Here is a 12,158-nt window from a genome sequence, read left to right on the forward strand (position 1 = left end):
GGCGTAGTATCAAAAATCGTAGAGTAATCTGCGACTTTGGAATGCGTAAAAAGGGAGCTTCGGCTCCCTTTTTTCATGTACTAACCGTTACTCGTTATTCGTGATTCGTTAGGGTGAGGTTCCAACGAGCACCCCTAACGAATAACGAATAACGAAACACGCTCTTGATTTTTGCAGTGCTTTGGATAAGTATACCCCTCGCAGCCGTTGGAGGGACACGTGCGCTTTATCCTTATTCTCATCTTTCTAGCTCTGAGCTTTGCCGTACAAGCGAGTCAAGCTGAAACGCAAGTAATTAAAGTAGCGGCGTATCATTTTCCTCCTTACTTTTCCGCCTATGATGACCAGCATCTCACTGGCGATGTCATTGCTGCGTTAAATCAACACCAATCCAAATATCGCTTCGAATTGCACGATGTGCCGGCGCAAGCGCGTTTTCAGGCGTTGAGTGATACCGGCTGTTGTCAACTTATGTTATTCGAAGCGCCACGTTGGGGATGGTCACGTCAGCTCCCAGAAGTGGATGCAAGCGAAATATTGGTCAATGGCAAAGAGCGTTTGGTCGCAAAACGTGCACCAGGACGTGGGCAAGAGTACTTTGCGCAAAGTGGCTTACGGTATGGTGGGTTATCCGGTTATCACTATCCGTTTCTCGAAAACACCACCGATCAAACACGACTAGAGCAACGCTATAATGTTTACGTAACTATGAGTCATGACATCAACGTACGCATGTTACTCAATGGCCGCGTCGATGTGATTATGATGCACGATGAGTACCTCGATACGCTGCGCGATAAATCTTGGTATAACGACTTATTACTTAAAGAAGAGCCTTACGACGAATACGATCTACGCGTTATTGTAAATTCAAATAAAGGCTTTAGTTTGCAAGATTGGGAGGCAACGCTGCAGATACTCGTCAGCAATGGCGTATTTCAGCAGCTATTGCGTAAGTATGGACTCCAGTCGCCGTTATTAGTAGACGCTCAAGCCGAGCCGGTTCGCTAGATTACGGATCATGGCCATGCTTCTGGCCGAATTGCCAAAGCTATTCAGCGGTGGCGACCAAGCTGCAATCACCCCATAATCTGGAACAATCGCGACAATACCGCCCCCGACACCGCTTTTCGCCGGTAGCCCGACAGTAAAGGCAAATTGGCCGGATTGATCGTACATGCCACTGGTGCTCATGAGTGCATTGATACGCTGCGCATCGCGGTGGGTCGTGATTTGCTTGCCGCTAAGCGGGCATTTTCCGCGATTCGCTAAGAATGCTAAGCTCCGGGCGAGATCCTCGGTAGTCATGGTAAGAGCGCACTGCCAAAAGTAGTGATCAAGCACTTCTTCGACATCTGCTTCGATGTTGCCAAAACTTTTCATCAGATAAGCCAGTGCGGAATTGCGTGCACCGTGCTCGCGCTCTGATTCGTGCACGCGGGAGTCAACACCGACATTTTCACGATGACAGAGACTACGAACCATGCTCAATAAGGCTGATTTGCTCGCAGAAAAGTGGCTGACCAGCACATCGCTGACTAAAATGGCGCCGGCGTTGATCATCGGATTACGTGGAATGCCTTTTTCCCATTCGAGCTGCACAATGGAGTTAAACGGTTGTCCAGATGGCTCCATTTGTACGCGTTCCCATAGGCTTTCGCCCATGCGTTCCATGGCTAACATCAACCCGAAGATCTTGGAGATGGACTGAATCGAGAACGCCACTTGGCTGTCGCCCACCGAAGTGACCGAGCCATCGAGGGTGGCCACCGTAAGGGCGCAATAGTCAGCTTTGACTTCAGCAAGGGCAGGAATGTAATCAGCCACTTTACCGTCGTTCACGGTAAGTGCCTGTTGCAGGATTTCCTGCAACAGCGGCTTTAAGTTTTCTGGGGCATGTATCGATTGCCCACCACTGATTACATCGTGCGTCATGGTGCTAGCTTAACTTTTTTTCAGCAGAGGTGCCAAAAAGCGGGCAGTGTGCGACCGCTCACTTTTCACGATTTGCTCTGGTGTACCTTCTGTTAGGATTTCACCACCACCAGCACCGCCCTCAGGACCAAGATCAACGATCCAATCAGCAGTTTTAATCACATCGAGGTTGTGTTCAATAATCACCACGGTATTGCCATGGTCACGCAAGCGATGCAGTACCGCCAGTAATTGCTGAATATCGTGGAAGTGCAAACCTGTGGTTGGCTCATCCAAAATGTACAGTGTTTTACCGGTATCACGTTTGGAGAGTTCACGCGACAGCTTTACCCGTTGTGCTTCACCGCCTGACAAGGTAGTGGCTGATTGACCCAAGCGAATATAGCTCAAGCCGACATCCATTAGGGTCTGCAGTTTGCGTGAGATAGCTGGCACGGCAGCGAAGAATTCATTGGCGTCTTCAACGGTCATTTCCAGCACTTCGTGAATGCTCTTACCTTTGTATTGAATTTCTAACGTTTCACGATTGTAGCGTTTGCCTTTACAGACATCACACGGCACATAAACATCAGGCAAAAAGTGCATCTCAACTTTAATGACACCATCGCCTTGGCAGGCTTCACAGCGACCACCACGCACGTTAAAGCTAAAGCGCCCAGGTTTGTAGCCACGCGAACGCGCCTCTTGGGTGCCGGCGAAAAGCTCACGAATAGGTGTGAAGATGCCGGTGTAAGTCGCTGGATTGGAGCGCGGCGTACGACCGATCGGACTTTGGTCAATATCAACCACTTTATCAAGATACTGCATGCCATCGATATCACGGTAGGGCGCAGGCTCATTCGTTGTCGCCTTGTTCAAGTCGCGATGCGCAATGCGGAACAAGGTGTCATTCACCAAAGTCGATTTACCTGACCCCGATACGCCAGTGACGCACGACATCAAGCCAATCGGCAGTTTCAAGGTCACGTCTTTAAGGTTATTGCCGGTTGCACCGCTGAGCGTCAACCAGCGTTTGTCCGGTTGGTGGCGTTTTGCGGGCACGGCAATTTCTTTGCGCCCAGACAGATAATCTGCAGTAAGTGATCGCTCACTTTTCAGAATGTCTTCAATGGTACCTTGCGCGACAATCTCGCCACCATGCACGCCCGCACCTGGGCCAATGTCGATGACATGGTCGGCAGAGCGGATGGCGTCTTCATCGTGTTCTACCACGATAACCGTGTTACCCAAGTCGCGCAGGCGTGTCAGGGTACTCAATAGGCGCTCGTTATCGCGTTGGTGCAGGCCTATCGAAGGCTCATCCAAAACGTACATTACGCCGACTAAGCCGGCGCCAATTTGACTGGCTAAGCGGATACGCTGTGCTTCACCGCCTGACAAGGTTTCTGCCGAACGCGAGAGGCTCAAATAGTTCAGACCGACGTTAACCAAGAAGCCTAAGCGATCATTGATCTCTTTCAAGATTTTTTCGGCGATTTTGGCGCGTTGGCCATCGAGTTCGAGTGAACTAAAAAACTCCAGCGCATCGCCGATCGAACGGTCAACAATGGCCGGTAAGTTGGTACCGTTGACGAAAACATTACGTGCTTCTTCGCGCAAGCGCGTTCCACCACAGCTTTTACAGGGCTGGGCAGCGAGGTACTTCGCCAGTTCTTCACGTACCGCCGAAGAATCGGTCTCGCGATAGCGGCGTTGCATGTTCGGGATAATGCCTTCGAACGGGTGACGACGCACGACGCGGTCACCGCGGTCATTCATATAGGTGAATTCGATATTCTCTCGACCACTACCGAACAGAATCACCTGCTGGTGGTCATCGCTGAGTTGGTTAAAGGGCTGGTTGAGATCGAAGCCGTAATGCTTGGCCAATGACTGCAGCATTTGGTAGTAGTAAAAATTACGTTTGTCCCAGCCGCGAATGGCACCGCCAGTAAGACTTAATTCAGCGTTATTGATGACTTTTTGCGGATCAAAGAATTGTTCGATACCTAAGCCGTCACAAGAACTACAAGCACCTGCTGGGTTGTTGAAGCTAAACAAGCGAGGCTCTAATTCCTGCATGCTGTAACCACAATGTGGACAGGCGAAGTTAGCCGAGAAGACTAAATTCGATAGCGTTGAGTCCGCTTCCATCGGTGCCACAATGGCAGTACCGCCGCTGAGTTCAAGGGCAGTTTCAAAAGATTCCGCGAGGCGCAACTCGAGGCCATCTCGCACTTTAATACGATCCACCACTACTTCGATGGTGTGCTTTTTCTGCAACTCGAGTTTAGGTGGATCGCTCAAATCACACAATTCGCCATCGATGCGTGCACGAATAAAGCCTTGTGCTGCCAGGTTATCAAGTACCTTGGTGTGTTCACCTTTGCGGTCTTGAATAATCGGCGCCAAAATCATGAGCTTTTCGCCTTCGGGTAGAGTCAGTACCTGATCGACCATTTGCGATACGGTTTGCGCCGCCAGCGCGACGTCGTGCGTCGGGCAGCGCGGTTCGCCGACGCGTGCGAACATCAAGCGCAGGTAGTCATAGATTTCGGTAATGGTGCCGACGGTAGAGCGTGGGTTGTGCGAGGTCGATTTCTGTTCGATGGAAATCGCCGGCGAGAGACCTTCGATACTATCGACGTCTGGCTTTTCCATCAGCGACAAAAACTGCCGCGCATAGGCCGATAGCGACTCGACATAACGGCGCTGCCCCTCGGCATAGAGCGTATCAAATGCCAGCGAAGACTTACCTGATCCCGACAAGCCAGTGATGACAATGAGCTTGTCGCGCGGGATAGTGAGCTGCAGATTCTTCAAGTTATGGGTGCGGGCTCCGCGTACTTCTATTGAGTCCATAGTTTTAACCTTTCACTCCGGTGGCGAAAATCAAACGAGTATTATCGCACAGCGACCACCTTCTGGTACAATCACTGGCGAATTTTCTTAGCTGTGATGAGTGACACATGTCCAATCCCTCGAACGAACAACGTCTTACCAAAGTAGAACGCCGCGCTTCGGGAGCTCTAGCTGCTGTCTTCGGACTACGCATGTTAGGGCTGTTTTTGATCATGCCGGTCATGGCTATTTACGGTAAGAACTATCCTGATTACACGCCATTGTTGGTCGGCCTCGCTATTGGCGCCTACGGTCTGACACAAGCATTGTTGCAGATTCCAATGGGCATGCTGTCAGATAAAATCGGGCGCCGTCCGATTATTGTCGGTGGCCTGCTGATTTTCGCAGTGGGAAGCTTAGTAGCCGCGTATGCAGACACTTTAGCTGGCGTTATAGTAGGTCGCGCGTTGCAGGGTACGGGTGCGATTGCTGCAGCTATTTTGGCGCTAGCAGCTGACATCACGCGCGACTCACAACGGCCGAAAGTCATGGCTATGATCGGCATGTGCATTGGCCTGTCATTCGCGCTAGCATTGATTTTAGGACCCTTACTGGGACCGGTCATAGGCATGTCAGGGCTGTTCTTGTTTACCGCCGTCAGTGCGCTGTTTGGACTGGTGGTGTTTTGGTTTTCGGTGCCGAAAGTTGAGCTGCGTGCCGCGCGCGGTGACTTGTTGCCGCAGCGTAGTGAATTGTGGCGCATTTTTAAACATCCGCAACTGGCGCGGTTAAATGCCGGTGTGTTTATTTTGCATTGTTTGCTCACCGCTTTTTTTGTAGTGGTGCCTACGCAGTTGGTGCAAGGTGGCTTAGCCAGTGAGCAACACGCCTGGCTTTATCTGCCAACCTTGCTAGGCTCGTTTGCGCTGATGATTCCGATGCTCATTATTGCGGAAAAGAAACGGCAGCAGCCTAACTTTTTCCGTGTTGCCATCGTCTTGCTCATTGCGGCCGTTACGGTTATTGCTTGGGCACAGGGCGGATGGCTGATTTATAGTTTGGCAATTGTCTTGTTTTTTACTGGCTTTAACTTCCTCGAAGCGACTTTGCCCTCGAGCTTGACGCGCTTTGCCCCAGCCGGCAGCAAGGGCAGTGCCAGTGGTGTCTATGCAACTGCCCAATTTGCCGGTGCCTTCGCTGGTGGTGCGGTCGGTGGTGGTCTGTTGCAAACGATGGGGTTGAATGGCGTTGTCGGCTTCGCCTTAATCCTGCTAGTATGCTGGTTACTGATTAGTTTTGGCATGCAGCCACCACCCCAGTGGCAGAATGTAAGCTTCCGTTTGCAAACGCTTGACCCCGAGCAGCGCAAGCGTCTGATTGAGCAGTTGGCCCAAGCCCAGGGTGTAGAAGAAGTTCGGCTCGTTGCGGAAGAGCAAACAGCGTATTTGAAAGTGCATAAAACTGACTACAATGAACAACAGATTACGGCGCTGATGAAGCCGTATTTAGCATAGGAAAGGAGTAGCTCATGGCCAAAGGTGGCATTAATAAAGTAATTCTTATCGGCAACTTAGGCGCTGATCCCGAGATCCGTTACACGCAGAATAATAATGCGATTGCCAACTTGTCGATTGCCACTAGCGAAACCTGGAAAGATAAGCAAACCGGCGAACCGCGTGAACAAACAGAATGGCACCGTTGTGTCGCCTACCGCCGACTCGCAGAAATTTGCGGTGAGTACCTGAAAAAAGGCTCAAAAGTTTATGTCGAAGGGCGTTTGCAAACGCGCAAATGGCAAGGCCAAGACGGCGTCGAGCGTTATACGACCGAAATCATTATCAACGATTTGCAGATGCTCGATGGTCGTCCGAGTGGCGGTCAAGGTGGCGGTGGCCAGTACCAGCAAGGTGGTGGTCAATACCAGCAAGGCGGTGGCCAACAACAGCAAGCACGCTCGCCGCAACCAGCAGGCGGTGCCGGCGGCTTTAACCAGCAACAACAGCAGCGTCCACCTGCACAACAACCGCAGCAGCAACAGAACAACGACCCGTTTGTCCCTGACCAAGACTTCGACGACGACATTCCATTCTAAGGAACTACTTTGTTAGCTAAATTCATCCTCAGTAGTTTGGCGGCGCTTGCGCTAGTGGCATGCGCTCCGCCAAAGGATGATATTGTTATCGCCGGCAATTCATGGCTCGGCGCCACGCCGTTTTATGCTTTTGAAGCAGTAAGTCCAGAGCAGATGCCAGACCGACTGCGTACGGTGATGTTGGTGTCTGATGTGAGCGTCATGCGCATGCTCGGTAACGGTGGCATCAGCGGCGCCTTTGTTACTCTTGATAACGCCTTGACCGCAAATACTCTTTCCGGCGGCGATTATTGTGTTGCCATGGTGATTGACCGCTCAACTGGCGCTGACGCAGTCGTCGCTCGGCCTGGCTGGCAGCCTGAATCTGGTGTGCCCATCCGCGTTGGGCTGGAGGACAGTACCATTGCGCGTTACATGTTAGAGCGTTGGCAGAACGCCGCGCAGCTTGACGGCGCTGATGTGCAACCTCAGGTATTGCTACCAACCCAACATTTGGCAGCAATGAAGACTCAATCAGTCGATGTCATTATTAGCTACGAGCCCTTCATTACCCGCTTAAAGCAGCTGAACGGAAGGGTTCTGTTTGACTCACGCGCAGACGATGTCGATGTGCTCGATGTTTTGATTGTGCGTAAAGAAGTATTTGCAGCAGAACCAAGGCAGATTATTGCGCTTCGTGAGCAAGTTTGGCCGCTTATCTTAGCGCGTATGCAAGAAGGTGAAGCAGCTTTCTGGTCGGCACTGAGTCAACTTAGCGGCCTTTCTGCAGATGCATTATCACGCACGCTTGCGGCAATCGAATTTGTGCCAATGGAACGCCAAGAAGAAGCTCTCGAACAGCTCATCACGACGGCGATGCCGGCAACGATTAACTATTTAATCGCCAACAATGTGCATGATCACGTCGAGCCGCTTAGCATTTGCGAGGCGCGGCAATGAGATACCTGCCGTGGCATCAGCGACTCAGCACTCAGCTGACCTTACCCATGTTATTTGCGGTTTTTGCTATCTTTGCTGGGTTGACTTACTTCTTATTGAGCGCTCAGCAAGAAAACGCGTTGCGCTCGGCGTATCTCGACCTAGCCAGTAGTCTGTCCGTCGAGCAAGGCTCATTCAATCGTATGTACAGTTCGGATCGTATTTCGGCAGTGCCAGAGCTCATCAGCGAAATGCATGTTCACCCACGTGTCGATAATGCCGTAATTGTCGATAGCGAGGGAAATTATGTTTGGCGTTACGACCCAAACGTCATTAACGGCAAGCTTGAACGCTTCTATCAAGAATTGGACAAACAACTATTAGCTGACGTTACAAAGAGCGGCGAAACCCTGATTGAATATCACCCCGAGCATGACCACTTCGTTGCGATTGCGCCAATACTGCGGGGGCGCAGCGTCACGCAAGAAATTGCACGTAACCTATTAATTGTCGAATATCGCCATAGCCATGGTTGGTATAACATCGAATCTTTACCTTTGTGGCCATTGATTCTGTTGGTTTTTCTGTTGGCAGTAGTAGGGATAGGTTTATGGCTCGCGTTGCAGAAATTCGCTGCTCGGCCAGCTGAGCAATTAGTCACTGCGGTCCGTCAATATGGCGCAGGACAACCCATTACTGGCAAACTGCCCTACAGCATGCCGAACGAGTTTGGCTTCCTCGCGCGACAGCTTCGGCTTGCGGTTCGCGATCGCAGTGAGCGTGAGCAGAAACTAGCGAAGCTCTCAACCGCGGTAGAGCAAGCCAACGATAGTATTGTCATCACTGATTTAAGCGGGGCGATTGAGTACGTCAACCCGGCGTTTGAACGTATTTCTGGCTACACCAAGGAAGAAGTCATTGGGCGTAATCCGCGCATTTTAAGCTCAGGACGAACGCCTGCTGAAACTTATCAAGAGATGTGGGACTCGCTCGTCGCTGGGCGAACTTGGCAAGGTGAACTTTATAACTTGACCAAAGACGGTGAAGAATTTCGCGAGTGGGCGACGATTTCGCCGTTGCGCAATGAGCAGGGGGTGATCACCCACTATTTAGGCAGTAAACTGAATATTACTGAGCGCGTCGAAGCGGAAGCGCGCATTGAGCACCTCGCTTATTTCGATACCTTGACCGATCTTCCTAACCGCATTAGCTGTGTGAGTTTTCTAACCGAATCGCTGAAACAGCATCAACCTGGTCATAATGCTGCTGCTGTGCTGTTTGACCTTGACGGCCTGCAGCGCATTAATGATGTGCGAGGCTTCCGCTTTGGTGATGAAATCCTCTGTGAAATCGCCAAGCGTTTTCGCGGATTATTACATGATGAGCCACGTGCATTCCTCGCAAATTTAGGTGGTGACTTATTTGCCGTGATGCTGCCAGCGCGAGACCTTAATGCCGATGCACTGTTGCAAGACGTACAAACGTTCGTGAAGTTGGTGTTATCGGAGGTTGCGCAACCCATTTCGGTGCAAGGTGAACGCGTTTCCGTGACTGCCAGTGCTGGTATCGTCATTTACAACAATAAAGCTGAGTCGGCCGATGCGGTTATTCGTCACGCCGAGACTGCAGTGCACACGGCTAAAGCGGCGGGTGGCAACCAGACCGCTGTTTATGATACGTCCTATAGTCAACAATTGGAGCGGCGTTACGACATCGAGCGCGAATTGCGCCACGCAATTGAAACTGACGGCTTAGCACTATACCTTCAACCGCAGGTTAACGCGCAGGGTCAAGCTATCGGCGCTGAAGTATTGGTCCGCTGGCAGCATCCAGAGCGAGGCATGATTTCACCAGCAGAGTTTATTCCAACCGCAGAACAGACTGACTTGATTGTTGATTTGGGTAAATGGATTCTGCGTGAGGCGTTACAGCTGCTTAAGCAACTACCGGCACCGCTTACCTTGGCAATCAATATCAGTCCACGCCAGTTCCGTAAATTCGATTTTGTTTATTGTATTGAGCAAGAATTACAAGCTAGTGGCGCTGATCCTCAGCGGCTTATTCTTGAAATTACCGAAAACCTCTTTGTTGAGGATATGACTGACATCATCGAGAAAATGCGTGCGCTACGTGAGACGGGTGTGCAGTTTTCCATCGATGATTTTGGTACGGGTTATTCATCCCTGTCCTATTTACAAAAATTACCGATTCAAGAGTTAAAAATTGACCGTTCGTTCGTCAACGAGATTGCTGTGAGTGAGCAACAGGCGATTATCGATTCGGTGATCGCCATCGCCCAGAATCTTAAACTGCGCATTGTCGCCGAGGGAGTTGAGACCGAAGCGCAAGCGCAATACCTTGCCAGCCACGAAAAAAATATCGTGTTGCAAGGTTATTTGTTCGGCAAGCCAGAACCGGCAGCAAATTTCTTCGCAAAACAGCATGCCGCTAGCGATTCAAAAAATACCGACTAAACTTGAGGCGATTTTGACCCTAAGGAGTCGTTATGCGTATTCTGAATTTACTCATCTTATCGACTTTTAGGAGTTTGCTGTAGACCTACTAACAGTAGCGTTCTGATTATTACGACTCTACTAGCCGACGTAAATAAAGCACTATTCGACCTCCGTAATTCACTCTTAAATTGTAAAAAAGTTGTATTTTTGTGTGTATTAATTATACTTAATGCGTTTTTTTTGTTATGTGTAATATGTTTTTATAAATACAGGGATTTTGTTTATGAAAAAGGCATTATTGTTCATGGTTTTAAGTGTTATAAGCCACCTGATGATTGGTAGGGCTGAGGCGTTGCAGGATACTCAGGATACGTCCCCTTATGGTTTTTCATATATTGATCATCATGGTCAATTTAGGTTTATTAATGTGAATGATGAGGCTAGTTCCTTCATTGTGCATCCTGATTACGACAATGACTTGATGACTTTCACTTTTAATGATGGAAGCTTCTTTGTTCTGAATCAATTCACAGATGAAATCGTGTATTTCAATCCCTATACCAACAGTTTGCAATTTGGTATGTATGGCGTTCAATCGCAATTCAACTTGACAGACGGAGCTAACAGTGCGCTCCTAAGTTATGCCAATCATTATCCGTACCTATCTCAGGGAGAAGCCCCTACAGACCCATTTTGCCATGTACAAGTTCGTCCAGGCATGCCGTGTCCTCCAGAAATAGGTATAGATTCATTTTCGGATACTATGAATACACAAACCTCGTCATTCTGTATTGTTGTCGAAGCCCGAAGTGCTTATCCATATGATGGTTCAGCAACCCTTGAGCAATGCTCAAGAGCGGAGCGTTATTTGAACCTAGCTACGATTGCCAGCGGAATCGCTGCATGCGCTGCGACGACTGGTATTGGCTGCGTTGTCGCAGCGGCTGCTGCTTCTGCCAGTCATATGTCCTTTCAGTCTAGAATAAACGCATGTCTTGCATCATTCAACCAAACACAGTTAGAGCTAGAAGCGTGTGCACTGGAGCTGAATGATGAGGACGAAAATCAAGGCGGTGGAAGTCTCGCGCCGGGAGCTGTTACGACTCCTAGCAGTGATCCTTTAGTTGACCTCGCATGGGACCAGCTTTACCGTTGTACTACAGCAACCACTAGTAGCCCATTTACGAACCCTACTTCTCACGTTGTTTGTTTTCCAATCTAAAGGAAGTACTTTTTATGCTTAGTCTAAATAGTTCTACTTTTAAGAAAATGATGCATAGAACAATTGTGGGTGCTGTGTTGGTGATGGCGTGCGCTGTTGTCTTACCACCGCTGATAAAAGGACCTTCCGACGACGCGCCTTATGCGAACATACCCAGTACAGGTCTCCTGCTAGCAATCCTGGCGTTGGTATTTTTCGTCTCTAAGGTATCTAGAAAATTCGTACTGCAAGAGTCAGCAAAAATAAAATACGTTTCGACAAAGTTCGTCTCGCTGACGCCGGACGCTAGACGCAAGCGGCTTATGGAAGCTCTGATAGTATGTGGCCTAGCCGTGCCGGTTTTTTTGTTCATACTGCTGTCTTCGCAGGAGCCATCACCACTCCTACTTTTGCTAATACCGATCGTTATTGTTGCTTTTTCCTTCTATGCTACGTTGATCCCTGCGCTGTTTAATTCTGCAGAATTCAGAGAAGAGACTATAGAGCTTGACGGGGTGCAAACCGGCAAGGTGATCATTCCCTTTGATCGGCTCTTGGCAGTCGAGCAAAAGCGCAGTTGGGTCAGTGTGTTTAGTTTTGATCCGCAGGGCGATCTACTTGTGGTAACAGCTGAAGACGCTGAGGGTCAGCCACAAGAACACCGTATTCGCTTGTTAAGAGGCATGGTTCACCGGGAACTTTTTATCGGAATGCTCAAAGACAAGTGTTAGCAGGC

9 protein-coding genes are annotated in these 12,158 nt (G+C 49.7%); 7 read left to right on the plus strand and 2 right to left on the minus strand.

Annotation, left to right across the window (positions count from 1 at the left end; translation table 11 throughout):
• Positions 1 to 219: 219 nt before the first annotated feature.
• A complete protein-coding gene (locus IDAT_RS12975; RefSeq protein ID WP_051986586.1) occupies positions 220 to 1,011 on the plus strand; it encodes a substrate-binding periplasmic protein in 792 nt (263 codons plus the stop codon).
• On the opposite strand, the gene glsA is transcribed toward IDAT_RS12975, so the two are convergent.
• Both glsA and uvrA read right to left on the minus strand, forming a co-directional pair.
• Complete coding sequence (glsA, locus tag IDAT_RS04575; protein WP_034731176.1) at positions 979 to 1,935, minus strand: glutaminase A; 957 nt, start codon at positions 1,933 to 1,935, stop codon at positions 979 to 981. The two genes, IDAT_RS12975 and glsA, sit on opposite strands and share 33 nt — an antisense overlap.
• Before the next feature lie 9 nt (positions 1,936 to 1,944).
• Positions 1,945 to 4,776: an excinuclease ABC subunit UvrA gene (gene uvrA / locus IDAT_RS04580; protein WP_034731179.1), complete on the minus strand. Its 2,832-nt coding sequence runs from the start codon at positions 4,774 to 4,776 to the stop codon at positions 1,945 to 1,947.
• Positions 4,777 to 4,883: 107 nt separating this feature from the next.
• On the opposite strand from uvrA, the gene IDAT_RS04585 reads away from it, so the two are divergent.
• From IDAT_RS04585 to IDAT_RS04610, 6 genes are all read left to right on the plus strand, one after another.
• Positions 4,884 to 6,269 (plus strand): MFS transporter, encoded by a 1,386-nt coding sequence (locus IDAT_RS04585; protein WP_034731182.1) that lies wholly within the window; start codon positions 4,884 to 4,886, stop codon positions 6,267 to 6,269.
• A 14-nt stretch (positions 6,270 to 6,283) separates the two neighbouring features.
• Positions 6,284 to 6,847 (plus strand): single-stranded DNA-binding protein, encoded by a 564-nt coding sequence (ssb, locus tag IDAT_RS04590; RefSeq protein WP_034731185.1) that lies wholly within the window; start codon positions 6,284 to 6,286, stop codon positions 6,845 to 6,847.
• Positions 6,848 to 6,856: 9 nt separating this feature from the next.
• Entirely contained in the window at positions 6,857 to 7,786 is a 930-nt protein-coding gene (locus IDAT_RS04595; protein WP_034731189.1) for an ABC transporter substrate-binding protein, read from the plus strand.
• Positions 7,783 to 10,239 (plus strand): putative bifunctional diguanylate cyclase/phosphodiesterase, encoded by a 2,457-nt coding sequence (locus IDAT_RS04600; protein ID WP_051986587.1) that lies wholly within the window; start codon positions 7,783 to 7,785, stop codon positions 10,237 to 10,239. The genes IDAT_RS04595 and IDAT_RS04600 overlap by 4 nt, the downstream gene beginning before the upstream one ends.
• A 265-nt stretch (positions 10,240 to 10,504) precedes the next feature.
• Positions 10,505 to 11,443: a hypothetical protein gene (locus IDAT_RS04605; protein WP_034731192.1), complete on the plus strand. Its 939-nt coding sequence runs from the start codon at positions 10,505 to 10,507 to the stop codon at positions 11,441 to 11,443.
• A 14-nt stretch (positions 11,444 to 11,457) separates the two neighbouring features.
• Entirely contained in the window at positions 11,458 to 12,153 is a 696-nt protein-coding gene (locus IDAT_RS04610) for a hypothetical protein (RefSeq protein ID WP_034731195.1), read from the plus strand.
• Positions 12,154 to 12,158 lie beyond the last annotated feature (5 nt).

Origin of the sequence: Pseudidiomarina atlantica (genome assembly GCF_000753735.1) — a bacterium.
In the GTDB taxonomy this organism is placed as follows: domain Bacteria; phylum Pseudomonadota; class Gammaproteobacteria; order Enterobacterales; family Alteromonadaceae; genus Pseudidiomarina; species Pseudidiomarina atlantica.

Excerpts from the sequence above, each read along its gene's own strand:
- IDAT_RS04610 (WP_034731195.1), top strand. The coding sequence starts at position 11,458 with ATGCTTAGTCTAAATAGTTCTACTTTTAAGAAAATGATGCATAGAACA.
- IDAT_RS04600 (WP_051986587.1), top strand. The coding sequence starts at position 7,783 with ATGAGATACCTGCCGTGGCATCAGCGACTCAGCACTCAGCTGACCTTA.
- IDAT_RS04605 (WP_034731192.1), top strand. The coding sequence starts at position 10,505 with ATGAAAAAGGCATTATTGTTCATGGTTTTAAGTGTTATAAGCCACCTG.
- glsA (WP_034731176.1), bottom strand. The coding sequence starts at position 1,935 with ATGACGCACGATGTAATCAGTGGTGGGCAATCGATACATGCCCCAGAA.
- IDAT_RS04585 (WP_034731182.1), top strand. The coding sequence starts at position 4,884 with ATGTCCAATCCCTCGAACGAACAACGTCTTACCAAAGTAGAACGCCGC.
- ssb (WP_034731185.1), top strand. The coding sequence starts at position 6,284 with ATGGCCAAAGGTGGCATTAATAAAGTAATTCTTATCGGCAACTTAGGC.
- uvrA (WP_034731179.1), bottom strand. The coding sequence starts at position 4,776 with ATGGACTCAATAGAAGTACGCGGAGCCCGCACCCATAACTTGAAGAAT.